This window comes from Wolbachia endosymbiont (group B) of Lycaena phlaeas, from assembly GCF_947251875.1.
In the GTDB taxonomy this organism is placed as follows: domain Bacteria; phylum Pseudomonadota; class Alphaproteobacteria; order Rickettsiales; family Anaplasmataceae; genus Wolbachia.
On record NZ_OX366392.1, the window covers coordinates 355,226 to 370,279 of the forward strand.

The 15,054-nt window shown below is 34.7% G+C and carries 12 protein-coding genes; 8 read left to right on the forward strand and 4 right to left on the reverse strand.

What is annotated here, in order from left to right; all coding sequences use genetic code 11:
• Nucleotides 1-33 precede the first annotated feature (33 nt).
• Nucleotides 34-594: a nucleotide exchange factor GrpE gene (locus OPR37_RS01630; protein ID WP_007301960.1), complete on the forward strand. Its 561-nt coding sequence runs from the start codon at nt 34-36 to the stop codon at nt 592-594.
• Between the two features lie 15 nt (nt 595-609).
• Nucleotides 610-1,608 (forward strand): tryptophan--tRNA ligase, encoded by a 999-nt coding sequence (gene trpS, locus OPR37_RS01635; protein ID WP_019236630.1) that lies wholly within the window; start codon nt 610-612, stop codon nt 1,606-1,608.
• Between the two features lie 7 nt (nt 1,609-1,615).
• On the opposite strand, the gene OPR37_RS01640 is transcribed toward trpS, so the two are convergent.
• Nucleotides 1,616-2,983, reverse strand: coding sequence for a hypothetical protein (locus tag OPR37_RS01640; RefSeq protein WP_007301958.1), 1,368 nt, complete (start codon nt 2,981-2,983; stop codon nt 1,616-1,618).
• A 392-nt stretch (nt 2,984-3,375) separates the two neighbouring features.
• Here OPR37_RS01640 and OPR37_RS01645 point away from each other — a divergent pair, with 392 nt between their 5' ends.
• Nucleotides 3,376-6,045: a 2-oxoglutarate dehydrogenase E1 component gene (locus OPR37_RS01645; RefSeq protein ID WP_007301957.1), complete on the forward strand. Its 2,670-nt coding sequence runs from the start codon at nt 3,376-3,378 to the stop codon at nt 6,043-6,045.
• Between the two features lie 194 nt (nt 6,046-6,239).
• A complete protein-coding gene (locus OPR37_RS01650) occupies nt 6,240-7,013 on the forward strand; it encodes a hypothetical protein (RefSeq protein ID WP_213863778.1) in 774 nt (257 codons plus the stop codon).
• Nucleotides 7,014-7,086: 73 nt separating this feature from the next.
• Here the strand turns inward: OPR37_RS01650 and OPR37_RS01655 are convergent, their stop codons facing one another.
• From OPR37_RS01655 to OPR37_RS01665, 3 genes are all read right to left on the reverse strand, one after another.
• On the reverse strand, nt 7,087-7,680 hold the full coding sequence (locus tag OPR37_RS01655; RefSeq protein ID WP_213863777.1) for a TIGR02217 family protein: 594 nt from the start codon (nt 7,678-7,680) through the stop codon (nt 7,087-7,089).
• Nucleotides 7,681-7,733: 53 nt separating this feature from the next.
• A complete protein-coding gene (locus tag OPR37_RS01660; protein WP_264684962.1) occupies nt 7,734-8,960 on the reverse strand; it encodes an OTU domain-containing protein in 1,227 nt (408 codons plus the stop codon).
• A gap of 191 nt (nt 8,961-9,151) precedes the next feature.
• Complete coding sequence (locus tag OPR37_RS01665; protein WP_149168950.1) at nt 9,152-9,892, reverse strand: DsbA family protein; 741 nt, start codon at nt 9,890-9,892, stop codon at nt 9,152-9,154.
• Nucleotides 9,893-10,231: 339 nt separating this feature from the next.
• Between OPR37_RS01665 and OPR37_RS01670 the strand changes: the two genes are divergently transcribed.
• The 4 genes from OPR37_RS01670 (at nt 10,232) to OPR37_RS01685 (ending at nt 14,845) form a co-directional block, all read left to right on the forward strand.
• Nucleotides 10,232-12,115 carry a DUF3857 domain-containing protein gene (locus tag OPR37_RS01670; RefSeq protein WP_007301951.1) on the forward strand — a complete coding sequence of 628 codons (1,884 nt, stop codon included), beginning with the start codon at nt 10,232-10,234 and terminating at the stop codon, nt 12,113-12,115.
• A gap of 47 nt (nt 12,116-12,162) precedes the next feature.
• Nucleotides 12,163-13,650: a UbiD family decarboxylase gene (locus OPR37_RS01675; RefSeq protein WP_052264652.1), complete on the forward strand. Its 1,488-nt coding sequence runs from the start codon at nt 12,163-12,165 to the stop codon at nt 13,648-13,650.
• Nucleotides 13,651-13,690: 40 nt separating this feature from the next.
• Entirely contained in the window at nt 13,691-14,218 is a 528-nt protein-coding gene (locus OPR37_RS01680) for a phospholipase D family nuclease (RefSeq protein WP_007301949.1), read from the forward strand.
• Nucleotides 14,219-14,302: 84 nt separating this feature from the next.
• On the forward strand, nt 14,303-14,845 hold the full coding sequence (locus OPR37_RS01685) for a hypothetical protein (RefSeq protein WP_007301948.1): 543 nt from the start codon (nt 14,303-14,305) through the stop codon (nt 14,843-14,845).
• The last annotated feature ends 209 nt before the right edge of the window (nt 14,846-15,054 follow it).

The window sequence follows — 15,054 nt, forward strand, 5'->3', positions numbered from 1 at the left end:
TATATATTTATTAAGTTTGTAAGGGTGAATGATATGTCAGATAGTAATAAAGAGAAAAAAAAGAAATTTGCAGATATGGTCAGTAAACGAAAAGGGGATGATCAAGAAGATCAGCAAACAGGTGATTTAAGTGAAGAGCTTAATATATTAAAAGAACGTGCAGTTCAGCTTGAAGATCATTTACGTCGCGCTGTTGCGGATAATGAAAACGTTAAACGTATAATGCAAAAGCAAATTAGTGATGCAAGTGATTATGCAGTCACAAAATTTGCACGTGATATGATCGACTCTTGTGACAATTTAAAAAAAGCAATGGAAAACTTGAAAGATGGTGATCCTATTCATGAAGGAATAAAAGTGGCGCACCAAAAGATTGTGAGTGATCTAAAAAAACATGGAATAGAAGAAATAGATCCAATAGGTAACTCTTTTGACAGCAATTTACATCAAGCTGTTGTGGAAAGAGAAGATAATGAAAAAGAGCCTGGCACTATTGTAGAAGTACTACAAACTGGTTATACCATTAAAAATAGGTTGCTTCGTCCTGCAATGGTTATTCTTTCTAAAAAATCTGCTGATTGCGAAAGTAACTAATAAAACACTCAAGGTATGGAAGAAGTTGTCTTCTCAGGTATTCAGCCAAGTGGAGTATTACACTTGGGCAATTATCTTGGTGCAATTAAGCAGTGGATAGGCTTGCAGGATAAATATAAATCTCTTTTTTGTGTTGTTGATCTGCATGCAATCACAGCAAATAAGCTTCCCGCAAATGAATTAAAAAATAATATTTTTAAAGCAGCAGCAACTTATATTGCATGTGGAATAGATCCGGAAAAGTCGATTATTTTCAATCAATCCGCAGTTAGTGGTCATGCAGAATTGGGCTGGCTGCTAGGGTGCTATACACCAATTGGTTGGCTTAATCGTATGACTCAATTTAAAGATAAGGCTGGAAGCGATAGACAAAAAGCTTCTCTTGGGTTATATAGCTACCCAGTACTTATGGCTGCGGATATATTGCTGTATCAAACTAAATATGTTCCTGTTGGCGATGATCAAAAACAGCATTTAGAACTTGCACGTGATATTGCATCAGCTTTTAACAATCATTATAAATGTAGTCATTTCATCATACCTGAAATCTTAACTTTGGATTGCACATCAAGAATAATGAGCTTAAGAGATGGAGCAAGCAAGATGAGCAAATCTGATTCTTCAGAATACTCATGCATTAACCTTGACGATACAGATGACTTGATTGTCAAGAAAATAGAAAAAGCAAAAACAGATTCAATTCTAGGCTTTGATTTTGCTACTTTAAAGTGCCGTCCAGAAGTAAACAATTTGGTAAACATTTATTCAGTGCTTAGTGATTTAAATGTGGAAAAAGTGTGTGAAGAAGTGAATAAACATGATATGAAACACTTTAAAAAAGAGTTAGCTGACTTAATCATCAGTGTTATATCACCCATACGTGAGAAGTTGAACGGTCTTTTGAGGGATCAGCTCCATTTACATAAAATATTAAAAGAAGGTACAGAAAAAGCAGCAGAGATTGCAAATAACAATATAAAAAAGATCAAGGATATTATAGGGTTTGTTCAATAGGTTACAACTATTTCTTCCCATGGCTTTCAAATCGTGCAGCTATTTTCTTTACACTAACATGAGTGAGAAGAGGTTTTTTACTAACCGGAAGTTTAGAATCGGACTTTGCTGTTATGGGGTTCATTTTAGATCTTTTATTTCCTACCGGAAATGAGTGAGATTGGGAGGCAGTTTCTTGCGATGGTGCAGGATCTTTCTTCATACCGATATCTGCTTGTGTTGCAGGGGTGGCTTTGCTCTTAGCAACTTGATTTTGCTCAAACTTTCCTACTATTGACTTTACTCTACCGTCCTTCTTGCTATTTACTTTTTCTTTTATAATAACCGCTTTTACTTCTGATGATGCTTTATCAGCAGATTTTTTCAGGATTGGTTTACTTTCAGCTGATTTTTGCGAAGTCACTTCTACTATTATTGGTTTCGTGCTCACTTGTTGATCAACAATATCTAGCCTTTTAGGATTTGACAGTATTTCAGATTTATCTTCTTTAGTTTCTTGCTTAATTTCTTGATTGGTAGCGTTTAGCGCTGGTGGCTCTGGAGCCTGTCTCTTTTTATATCCTCTTCTTGTTCCTGCATTTTTCTTAGGTTTCGTTTTGTGAGTTGGCTCCTTTTTAGCTAACTTTGAGTCTTCCGAATCTTTTGTTGAAGATTTACTACTTTTCTCTTGATAATTTGATATTTCCTCATTTCCAGACTCTTCACTTAATGAACTTTCATAGCCTGAATCTTCAGGAGATACATTCTCTATTTCTGGTTTAAAGTGTACCTTTTTTGAGGCAGTAGGAGGTGGCGGAGGTGCCGTTGTTGGCCGTTTTATTTTCTTCATACCTGATTTTCCTGCCGGCTGTTTTCCTTTTTGCAGCTTAGGAGTATCTTCCTTCTGCTTTGATGTCGTTTTATTTTCCGTGCTTACTTCGTATGATTTATGTTCTTTATTGCCTTTTCCACTCTGTTTCGAATCTAAAATTTCTTTAAGTCCTTTCTTGAATAGATTAATTGTACTTAAAATATTTGTGTATTCGGCTGCTTTTTCTATAGTGAAACCTGATAATTCATCACCAACAAAATTTTTTATGTCATTATCATTAGTTGGAATATCTTTTCCCAAGACTCTATCTAATATCCCTTTTAATGTTCCAATAAAACCGAGTGGCTTTGTGCTCAAAGGTTCTACATAATTATTCAAGTCGCTATATATAACAAATTTGGCTACATCTTTTGCGTTGTTTGTAAAATTCTTCAGAGCTTGAGATAAATCTTTCAGTGTTTCATCATATTGTTCATTAATTTTTTTTGTATCCTTCAGCTTTATGACTCTTATCAAAGAATTGAGATTTTTATCATAATTGTCACTTTTAAATAGATCACTCATACCAATTACTGTTTATCGTTTACTTAAATATAAATTCAAAGTATTAAGACCGAGTAAATGTTATATGACTTATCCTCTGACTCATAAACGCTTGCGTTCCTTAATGTGCAAAAAATTTCAATAATCTTCAATCAGCAATAGTATAGAAATCCAAAAAACAAGTAGCTAACACTGGAATCTAGGAATTATGATTGGGCACAAGTTGATGAGTATAGTTGTTTTATGTTGAAATACAGCATTTATGGAAAGATTAGATGTCAGTCTAGAATGACACCCTTTCTGGAAAACTCGGATTACAGTGTTTGTATAACTTAATAATTAGAAACTAAAGGAGTTCTTTTTTAAAAAACTTAAGTTATACTTATAAGTATTTGATATCTTTTGTAGTGATTATGTCGAATTTAAGCTGCCTTTATGGCGATAATGTCGAATTTGTGGAAGAAATTTATAGCCGTTACTTGCAAGGCGATAAATCAATTGGAGAAGATTGGCACAGAATTTTTTCGAGCAATTTAGAAGTTAATAAAGCAGAACCCTGCAGGGCACAGAATGAAGCTAAGGTAGATGTTGATGATTTAGCAAATTTTTTCAGATTTTATGGTCACTTTTTTGCAGACTTAAATCCATTATCACCGCATGTAAATAAGGAAATAGATTATCAAAAATACTTGAATCTTTCTCCTACAAGTGACACTAGAATCTACAGAGATATTTACTGCAAGAATATCGGTTTTGAATTTATGCATATTTCCTCTTATGAGGAAAGAGTTTGGCTGCAGGAGAAAATTGAAAATCAGGTCTATACGCTAAGCCCTCAGGATAAAAAAGAAATACTAAGGCACTTGATTGAATCTGAGATGTTCGAGCAATTTCTCCATATGAAATTTCCTGGATATAAGCGTTTTTCTATCGAAGGTGGGGAGTCAGCCATTGTTGCAATTGAAAGAGTTATTAGTGATTCTGCAGCTTTTGGTATTGAAGAAATAGTTCTTGGTATGGCCCACCGAGGACGGCTCAATGTTCTAACCAAAGTGATGGGAAAAGATTATGCGGCAATGCTGTCTGAATTTCAAGGCAACCTTGCATATCCAAGTGGTCTTGAGGTGTCTGGTGATGTCAAATATCACCTTGGTTACTCTTCTGATCGAGCACTTGCTGGTGGTAAAAAAATACACTTAAGTTTATGTCCTAACCCATCTCACCTTGAGGCGGTAAATCCGGTTCTAGCTGGAAGAGTAAGAGCAAAACAAAATACGAGATCTGTGCTTGGCATATCAATTCATGGTGATGCAGCTTTTATCGGGCAGGGAGTGGTTGCTGAAACCCTGACTTTGAGCAACATTGAAGGTTATAAAGTTGGTGGTATCGTGCATATTGTCATTAATAACCAAGTTGGTTTTACTGCAAATCCTAATTGTGCACGCTCATCTTTTTATTGCACTGATGTAGCAAAATCAATAGAAGCTCCAATATTTCATGTTAATGGAGATAATCCAGAAGCTGTGAGTTTTGTTGCGAATTTGGCAATGGAGTATGTGCAGAAATTTAAAAAGGATGTGGTGATTGACATAATATGCTACCGCAAATATGGCCATAATGAAGGCGATGAGCCAAATTTTACTCAGCCACTTATGTATAAAGCAATATCAAAGCATAAAACTCCAGGCACGCTGTACGAAGAGAAGCTGACTGCAGAGAAAGTGCTAGGTAGCGATGAAGTAAGTAAATTACGCAGCGAATTTAGAACAAGATTGGATAAAAGCCTTACTGAGTCAACGACTTATACTCCGAAGAAAGCTGACTGGTTTGATGGAGTGTGGTTAAAACTCAGGAGAGCAAAGTTGAACGATTTGAGTGAATATTATACGGACTCTGGTGTTTCACCAGATGAGCTAAAAAAATTGGGTGTACACATAAATAGCAATATTCCAAGTAGTTTTAATCTCAATAATAAAGTCAGAAGAATACTTGATGGCAGAATAGACAGTATAAATTCCGGTAGCAACATAGACTGGGCAACTGGTGAAAGTCTTGCATTCGCGTCATTGCTTAAAGAAGGAATAGGAGTGCGCTTGTCAGGACAAGATTCTGGTCGCGGTACCTTCTCGCACCGTCATTCAAGACTTGTTGATCAAGTAACAGAAGAAACGTTTATTCCACTGAACAACATAAGTGAGAAGCAAGCTCGCTTTGAAGTTATAGATAGCGCACTATCTGAGTATGCTGTGATGGGTTTTGAATATGGATATAGCCTTGATTCTCCTTATTCACTTGTGCTCTGGGAAGGGCAGTTTGGTGATTTTGCAAATGGCGCGCAAATTATGATCGACCAATTTATCTCATCTGCAGAAACAAAGTGGTTGCGGTCAAGTGGTCTAGTTCTACTTTTGCCTCATGGTTATGAAGGGCAGGGGCCTGAGCATAGTTCTGCTCGTATAGAGAGGTTTTTGCAGCTCTGTGCAGAGGATAATATGCAGGTGGTTAATTGCTCTACTCCTGCGAATTATTTTCATGCTTTACGCCGACAAATTAATCGAGATTTTCGTAAGCCTTTAGTGGTGTTTACACCTAAATCACTATTGCGTCATAAAAGCGCAGTTTCTAACCTTTCTGACTTTGAAGGAAAATTTCTTACGGTAATTCCAGAGTGTAGAACAGGTTTAGTTGCAAGTGATAAAATACGTAAAGTTGTAATATGTAGTGGTAAAGTTTATTACGACATAATTGAAATGCTTGAAGCACAAAAAATAAACGATATAGCAGTAGTGCGTTTAGAACAATTTTATCCATTCCCGGCCGATAAACTAAACAATGAACTCGAAAAATATAAGAACGCTGAAATTATATGGTGTCAAGAGGAACCAAAAAATATGGGAGGATGGTTCTTTGTCAACCCATTGATAGAAGAGGTATTGTCTGGCCTCAATGCTCAAGCAAAAAGACCTAAGTGCATTGCAAGACCTGCTGCTGCATCTCCTGCATGTGGTTATGCTAATATCCATGCTCAGCAACAAGCAGAAATTTTGAAGCAAGTTGCGCAGGTACAACTGTACAAACACTGAGCGGCTTCAAGCAGACTTATTAATTAGACTCTAGCACTTAGATAACTTACAACAATCAAACCTTTTATATACTTATACAAATATAAAAAGACTTTTATTTTTTTATAAAAGTATAATATTTATTAACATTTTCATTTATTTTTCTTAATATAGTTAATATAGTTAATATTAATATTAACTATATTAAGATATATATGAAGACAGAAATATTTGAGAGGCTAATAGGGCAAACTAGACTACGCAGCGATAGCAAGGCTAAAATCATACGGTTAAATAGAGACAAAAAGGCTTTTATAGATGAGGATAAAAAGTCTATCGAATTAGCTGAGGCTATTTTTGCAGAAAATAATATGTTTCGTTTTCGTAAACCAGGTCCTGCTACGGATTACATTTTGCACAAACTAATAAATGATAGAAAGCTTCTCGAGGAAATGAAAGATAGAGGTACAAGTATAATACGTCTTTTTTCTTTGCTATCAATGTATCGTGGTCTTCCTAAGTGCTATGTTGTGAGAAAAGAAGGGTGTATTACTGAGTTTGGAATACTTACTTATATTGACGAATGTTTAGAATCAGTACCTTTAGAAGACTTTATACTTATTGAGTCTGCTTCGTACCTAGAGTACATTTTGTTTGAGAATGATGATATTAGAAATAGGTTAGCTGAAGATTTGACTGAAGATAAAACAAAATTAGATATTTTCGTAAATGGAATTTTAGCAATAAATAGCTCGGATTTAGTATTATCTTGTATCAACACAATCGAGGCTTTTAATGAGGAAGCTAGAAATTTTGTCAATCACATACAGAAAACCAATAGGATGGACTACCTCTTTAAGGAAAATGGTACAACACTTGTAAAGTTAGTTCTAAAAGAATTATTAAAACTTTCTATTTTACAAGAAAGAGAAAACACTACATTAGAATTTCCTCAAATTTCGAGTGTGGAACATTGTAATGGGCGATAGACTTTAAAATGTGCAAGGCTCATTTAAATATGAGCCTCAGTATCGCTTAACTTTTATGGAGCATACTTTAACTTTATTTCACTTCCACCAAGGGAATATTGTTCCAGCTATTGCTGCCATAGTTATCAATAGAAGCGTTTAGGTAATCTGTATCAAATCGTACTGGTACATCAAATTCGAAGCTTGCAGTAATTATTCTGCCTTTTGCTGGTGGTTTCATAAATGCTATTTCTCCAGTTGAATAATTCACTGAATATTTTTCTGTCTTTTCACCATCTAGGTAAATTTTTATTGTATCATGCACTGGCTTTTTAATAGTTCGTGTATGCTTGTCTTTTCCACTTATGTAAGTTTTCATCAGTTGAAAGATCGTTTTTTTATCGTCTCCTATGCCAATTTCTTGATTGATAACGGTAAAGTCTGACCAATCCTTAAAACGAAATCCTATTGCTTTACCTTTTCGTGCCTGAAAAAATGTTATGAGTTCTGTTAGCTGCTCGTTTGACCTAACTCCATAAGCTATGTTATACCTGGCACGTGCACGAGACCAATTGATATTGCGCTGCTCACAACCATTATGAGTTGTTACAACGTCAGTGGAAAATTCAGGTCCTCCAGTAGAGCCATAAGATATATTTTCTGGAAATCTAATTTCTGTAAATGACATATGCCCTCCTGTAAAAATAAAGTTGAGTTGATATAGATGAAGTAGGAAAGATCTTAAATTTTTGAAGCTGCTTTATCAATCAGGCTATAAATTTTAAATCCCGTTTCTTCTAGAAAAGTAAAGGTGTTGTTTTCTCCTACCTTACCTTTCAGTTCGTTAATGTCTTGATGACTCTGCGTTAACTGATATACACAAACACATGCAATGGCTAAAGCAACTCCAGCAAGACATGCTAAAGGCATTGGTTGAGTAAAAACAGCAGCTATAGCAGATGCTGTGAATGCTATAGCTGTTATTACAGCAGCTATGCTATAAATAGCTTCTCTTCTGTAACTATTGATTAATTTCTTTTCTATTTCCTCTTGTTGTGTTTCTTGCCCTTGTTGATGAGAAATAGTAATTACTGTATCTGTATGAATTGGCTCACTAGCGCTGGTATTAATTCTCTCTTTTTGTGTTTCATGATCTTGCACAATTGCTGATTTGCTAGTTCTGATATTATATTGTTCTTCTTGCTCTGATTGATCAGAAGCAGAAGCTTCTGTAACCTCACCAAAGATTTCTTCATTAGAAACTGATTGATTTTCTGTTATATCAGAAGGGATTTTGCTAAGAAGTGGCACAAAATGCCTCATGTAATTCACTACTCCTACAGTTTTTTTGCTACTATCTATCTCTAGTTGATTGAGATTTATATCTTGTATAAAAACTTCTGGATCATCATCATGTGCTGTAATTTTAGTTACCGTAACTTTTTGACTATCTTCCTCTATTGAATAAATATAAAGTTCCACTTTGTACTTGTCGCATATCATTCTACCTTCAATGTTTGGACGACCCCATATAGGTGCGTCAGCTGTATGTGTATTAGTAATATACTCTAAATATTTGAAAAAAGACTTCGCCTTGTCTTGCTTATTAAGTCCATTTTCGCTTATTACTTCTCCATCCGGATCTTTTTGAGGTACGAAATACTCTCCGGCATCTCTTATTACCGCTTTATAAACCCACTGATCTGGCTTTTTGTTTGCTCTAGCATAATCTGCGCAGTCTTTTCTTAATGATTTTGCAGTAAAACGATAATCAGGTTTTATGTTTAATTCATTCAATCCTTGAGCCACAGAGTCAAAAAAGCAATCCCCTGTCTTTATAGCAGCTCCTATTTTTAGCTTTTCAGGATGAGCGCTCTTTAGATTATGCAATAAATCACTTGATTTTTTATTTTCTTTGATTTGTTGAAAAAGAGCAATTGGCTCTCTTACATAGTTAGAATCTCTCATGTTATAACTCCAAAATAATGATTGTATTTTAATAGATTAATCAGCCTAGGAAGGCTAATTACTTAAGGTCGTGCTGTGTTGCAAGCAAACATCACCTACTTTTCTTGAACTAATATGTAGCCTATACATATTGTTACTTAGTATATCTTAACTATACTTAAACTCTCTTATGCTGTCAAGCAGGGAATTTATTAATCTTTTAACTCATCCACTTTTTTGCGTAGCACATTTAAATCAGTTGCTCCTACAAAAAGACTATCTCCAATTATCAAAAAAGGTGTACCGCCTACTCCTAGATCCCTTACTAAAAGTTTGCTGTTGTTTATCATTTGCTCAATTTTGTCTGCATTATTTTTCATAGAGTTATTAAAATCGTTCTCGTTGATCCCTATATTTTTTACTATATCTAATATAGTTTCGTCTGAAAATTCTCCTCTGTGATCTAGTGCAGCATAGTGAAAATCTAAGTACTTTTCTTTATCGATAAAATAAGTTGCTAAAGCACCTTTTGCTGCCTTTAAAGAATTGTTACCAAGTATTGGAGCATCCCTAAAGATATACTTAACTTTGCCATCATTGATCAATTGTTTTACATCGTTCTTTATAGCTTTGCAATATCCACAAGAATAGTCAAAAAAACCTACAGCTATGATATTGCTATTTTCATTTCCTGAGTAAGGATAAGTAGAGTCGAATATTTCATTTTTATGCTGAGAAATTTTATTTTTGGTTGCATTAGCATAACTATTTTTAGCTGACTCTTCCTGGAGAGCTTTTAGAACTCTATCAAAATTTTTACTGATGTAATTATCCAATCTCTCACCTATATAATCATCATTTAAGTTCTGACTGCGGTGTGAAAGCCAATTGTTTATTACTGGTAAACTTGCTACTGCAAGTATAAAAATCAATAAAAATGGTATCTTAGACATATACTTACTTAAAGAATACAAATATTAAAGAAATGCTTAATGTTAAAACATTTTTATCAAGAAATGCAAACTTTATAAAATGAAATTTAAGATATTTTTGTAAAGTTCATCATAAGATTTGGTGATGAAAAATTTTGCAAAGTAAGGCATTTATAAAGATTTAGATAGTCTTTACCGCTATTTCTAGCAAATTGTAAGCAAAAAAGTTGATTATCTTGTAATCGCTGCATATAATATCGGTAAGCGCGTCGCTAAGTAATATGAACACACTAAGTCTTACATTTCCGATAGTGTTGTTCGGATATAATAGAATGATTTTTCAATAAATGTAAGTAAAAAATGAGGTTTTTAAAAGCTGTCTTTAACTTAGCAATGTTAGCATTTTTTGTAGCTTCGACAGCTGAAGCAAGGTGGAGTAAGTACGAAGATGCTTCTGTCGAGGTTAAGTTTTCTAATGTTAACATTAATGTTAATAGAGATGGTACCTACGAAACGGAAGTAGAACTACAAGCAAAAATACTCAAGGAGTCTGGGCGTGATAGATTTTCTCTGTATAGTTTAATCTACAATGATGATAGTGCAGATTTGACTGTTTTAGAAGCTAAAACAGCTTATAACGGAGAGGAATATATAGTCACTGAAGACATGATAGAGGATAAACCGCTAGCTAGTCCTAGTAAAGGCTTCGATCAGCTAAGGCAAGTAACTATATCGTTTCCTAAAATAGAAATTGGTACAGAAGTATATTTAAGGTATAAACAAGTTAACAAAAAGGTTCCTGTTGATAACTTTTATGGCTTGAGCTTTTCTTATCATGGGGATTATTTACAAGCAGAAAATACTAAAATCAATTCTGAATTACCCCTGGAGATTAAAGTTAATGATCCAAGAGAAGTATTAGAAATCGCTGAGGAAAAAAATGATGATATACACTCTATAAGCATTGCTTTAAAGAAAGCAGTTTATGAAAACACAACAAATGAACCACATAATGGAATATTGAACATAAAACACAACACTTGGGTATCACTTTCAAGCTTATCTGAATGGGAGGATTTAGCTAAAAAATTAGCTCCTGGATATCATAGCGTTATCAATCAGCCGCTTCCTGCAACTTTTGAAGCTATAGCAGAATTTGCTGACAATGAGAGTACCGATGAGGAGAAAATTAATGCAGTCACTTCTTTATTGAATGAAAAAGTTCAGTACATGGGAGACTGGCGTACAGTGTCAGGAAAATTTTTTCCGAGAGATTTGGAGAAAATTGCTGATTCTCAAGTCGGGGATTGCAAAGACTTTTCTGCTAGCACGGCTGCTATTCTGCAAAAACTTGGTTATAAAGTTCAACCTATTTTAGTTATGAGAGGAACTACTAGCACTTCTAATCCTGAAGCATTACCTAATATGGGTAATTTTAATCATGTGATGCTCAAAGTAACAAATAGAGATGGAAAAATATATTGGATCGATCCAACTAATACCGTCAGTATGGCACAGGGTATTTTTCCAGACATTGCTGATAGGAACGCTCTAGTACTCGATTCTGAGGAAGCAGATTACATAAAGATTCCTGCTGTACAAGGTGAAAATTCAAAAGTGATATCCCATAGTGAATTAACTATAGAAGATAATGTTGTAAATGAATATGGCCAGCTTACCGTGCAAGGGGAAGCAGCCTTAGGCTTAACAGGGGTTGGATTGTATTATTCAAATGAGCAATTAAGGGATTCTGTTTTTCGTATGATTAGTGGAGTATATCTTGATGAAGAAGAAAAGAAGTTCTTAGAATTGCCTGACCTTACTTTACGTAATGTAGAAGATCTTACAATCAAATATGAGTTTCAGCAAAAAAATAAGATTTTTAAGACAAATCTAGGACCTGCTTTGAATTTAGGAGATAATTGGCTTAATGATGTTGTCAATACAGCTTCTGACCAAGTGTCAGATCTTTTTATTGGTGTTCCTAAAACTAAGGAAAGCCATATGATAATAAAAGATATCAAAATTAAAAATTGTGAAAATTTGAATTTTGAAATAAATTCTCCTTGGTTATATGTAAATAGGTTCTGTAAATATCAAAATGATGGAACCGAATTTAGCAATTTAATAACCATAAAGAAAAGCTTTATTACCAATGAAGAATTAAAGACTGCTGAATATAAAAACTTAAAAAGCGAATTGGAGAATAATTTTTCTAGAGCCTCTATAATAATAAGTGAATGAGTTGTGCTGGGAAAAGCACTTCTTAAAAGGCTTAAAATTTTTAAAATATGTACAATAACTTACGCGACTTCATCAGAGCATTAGAAGAAAAAAAAGATCTAATTAGAATTAAAAAAGAAGTTTCAACTATTCTTGAAATGACAGAAATTCATCGTAGGGTTTTGTCAAACAAGGGACCAGCTATCATCTTTGAAAATGTTGTCACAGAAAATGGCAAAAATTCAATTCCCGTTTTAGTGAATTTATTTGGTACTATTGAGAGAATTGCATTCGGACTTGGTATAAATTCTGATGAATTAAGGGATCTGGGTAAACTTCTAGCATTTTTGCGATCACCTGAGCCACCAAAAACCTTCAAAGATGCTGTGAAAATGTTTCCTCTACTAAAAGTTGTATTGTCGATGCGGAGCAAAGTTGTGAGCAAAGCCCCATGTCAAGAGGTGGTGCTAACTGGGGATGAGGTGGATCTTAGTTTGCTACCTATTCAGACATGCTGGCCAAACGAGCCTGCACCGCTTATCACTTGGCCACTTGTGGTAACAAAAGGACCAACAGCAGACAAGCAAGATAATTTCAATCTTGGAATATATCGTATGCAGGTTGTGAATAAAAAAACGACTCTCATGCGCTGGCTTGCACATCGTGGTGGTGCAGGTCACCATAAACGGTGGAAGGAGAGGGGACAAAATATGAAGTTTCCTGCGGCTGCTGTGATTGGTAGCGATCCTGCAACAATTATTGCTGCGGTAACTCCGGTGCCGGAGACTTTATCAGAATACCAATTTGCCGGGCTGCTGCGAAAAAAACCACTTGAGCTTGTAAATTGTAAAACTATTCCTCTTCAGGTTCCAGCTCATGCAGAAATTGTTTTGGAAGGATATGTAAGTTTGGATAATTACCAAGATGAAGGGCCATATGGAGACCATACCGGTTACTATAATGCTGTTGAACAGTTTCCTGAGTTTAACATCACTGCAATTACAATGCGCAAAGATCCAATTTATCTCAGCACTTTTACTGGCAAACCACCTGATGAACCATCAATTCTTGGTGAAGCACTCAACGAAATCTTTGTGCCGATTCTTATCAATCAGTTTCCGGAAATAGTAGATTTTTATCTGCCCCCAGAAGGTTGTTCATATAGAATAGCGGTAGTGTCGATAAAAAAGGCTTATCCAGGGCATGCAAAAAGAATTGTTATGGGCACACTATCTTTTCTCAAACAGTTCTTATACACGAAATTTATTATAGTTGTTGATTATGATATAAATATACGTGATTGGAAAGAGGTGATGTGGGCAATGTCAACAAGAATGGACCCTGTGCGTGATACAATTACGATAGAGAATGCCCCAATTGATTATTTAGATTTTGCTTCCCCTGAAAGTGGTCTCGGAGGTAAAATAGGGTTTGATGCAACAAACAAACTTCCACCTGAAACCAAACGAGAATGGGGAAGAAAAATTGAAATGAGCGAGGAAATAATAAAGAAAGTTACAGAGAAGTGGAAGGAATATGGGTTGACAGATGATTAAACTATGATGTAGACTACCGCCGTGTATTTAGGTGTGGTTTGTGAGGCTTTTATATCTTTTATTTTTGTCGGCATGTTTTTCTCTGTATTACTATGTGGGTCCTACATTCTCGCCTTGCCCAAAAGCAACAGTTTGCTTCTCACCTGAAGAAGACTGTGCTGTACCGATAATCAGCGAGATAGACCAATCTAAAGAATCTATCTTAGTTCAAGAATATACATTTACTCTTGGAACAGTTGCAAAATCTTTGATTAACGCCAAAGAGCGTGGTGTTGATGTTAAAGTCGTCTTAGATAAATCACAACTCCATTCAAAATATAGTGTCATAAGCGAATTGTTTTCAAATGGAATACCGATTTGGATCGATAATAAGCCAAAAATTGCTCATAATAAGGTAATAATTGTTGATAATCAAAAAGTCATCACAGGATCGTTTAACCTCAGTAAGACAGCTGAAAAGGGAAACGCTGAAAATTTATTAATTATTGAAAATTATCCTGAATTAGTCCAGCAGTATGTGAAGAACTGGGAAATACGAATGTCACAATCCTATCAATATGCTCCCTAGATACTTGATATCAAAAAAAGTCTTTTTATTGATAGATTTAATTTCTTGTGATATAATAAATTAAAAGGTTTTAAGGGGTAGGTAATGGATTACATAAATGATGCTGCTGATAGTTACGCTGCCATTCATGATTTTTTTCAAAATAATGGTGTTGGAGATTACAAAGTTCAATGCAATTATGGTGGTGTACCGTATGCTACTGACAAATATGTACATTCTGGAGACAAATTTTGGAGCAATAATTTTATAGACTCACATTTTGGAAGGGAAATAAAAATGTATCCTCAAAGTGAGCTTTTAGCTAAAGAGTATGCTGGTAATACACTACCGGTTTCAATATCACTAGACAAGGATCTAATAAAAATAAAAGAATGTCAGAAAAAAACTAAATTTGTAGAACTAGAAGGGGAATCAGGTGATATAGTATATGATAAGCAAAAGCATATAAAGTGCTACACGACAAAGTTATCATATGACGATGTTTCTGTTCATAATAAAAACGAAGTTTCAATACTGAATATTAGATATGATGTGCCAAACGATCCAAGATACAGTTTAAACATAGCCTTCACAAAGGTTAATGATAATAAACCAGGGTTTTGGCAAAAGTTTAAAAATATGTTTTAATAGAGTAGCTTCTAAATCAAGGGGATTTTGTTGAAAAATGAATATCTACTTAATAATGAATTTGGTCAGTAGCTACTAAGTTTGTTTCATAGCTATGCAACAAAAGGTTTGTGCCCTCACGTTTATTCTCTGCAACACGAAAAGTTCGTACAGTTGTACATGCTATGTAGTAGATAAACTTCTACTATATTTTTTTATTCAACTTACCT

Excerpts from the sequence above, each read along its gene's own strand:
- OPR37_RS01685 (WP_007301948.1), top strand. The coding sequence starts at position 14,303 with ATGGATTACATAAATGATGCTGCTGATAGTTACGCTGCCATTCATGAT.
- OPR37_RS01645 (WP_007301957.1), top strand. The coding sequence starts at position 3,376 with ATGTCGAATTTAAGCTGCCTTTATGGCGATAATGTCGAATTTGTGGAA.
- OPR37_RS01655 (WP_213863777.1), bottom strand. The coding sequence starts at position 7,680 with ATGTCATTTACAGAAATTAGATTTCCAGAAAATATATCTTATGGCTCT.
- OPR37_RS01630 (WP_007301960.1), top strand. The coding sequence starts at position 34 with ATGTCAGATAGTAATAAAGAGAAAAAAAAGAAATTTGCAGATATGGTC.
- OPR37_RS01670 (WP_007301951.1), top strand. The coding sequence starts at position 10,232 with ATGAGGTTTTTAAAAGCTGTCTTTAACTTAGCAATGTTAGCATTTTTT.
- OPR37_RS01660 (WP_264684962.1), bottom strand. The coding sequence starts at position 8,960 with ATGAGAGATTCTAACTATGTAAGAGAGCCAATTGCTCTTTTTCAACAA.
- OPR37_RS01640 (WP_007301958.1), bottom strand. The coding sequence starts at position 2,983 with ATGAGTGATCTATTTAAAAGTGACAATTATGATAAAAATCTCAATTCT.
- OPR37_RS01650 (WP_213863778.1), top strand. The coding sequence starts at position 6,240 with ATGAAGACAGAAATATTTGAGAGGCTAATAGGGCAAACTAGACTACGC.
- trpS (WP_019236630.1), top strand. The coding sequence starts at position 610 with ATGGAAGAAGTTGTCTTCTCAGGTATTCAGCCAAGTGGAGTATTACAC.
- OPR37_RS01665 (WP_149168950.1), bottom strand. The coding sequence starts at position 9,892 with ATGTCTAAGATACCATTTTTATTGATTTTTATACTTGCAGTAGCAAGT.
- OPR37_RS01675 (WP_052264652.1), top strand. The coding sequence starts at position 12,163 with ATGTACAATAACTTACGCGACTTCATCAGAGCATTAGAAGAAAAAAAA.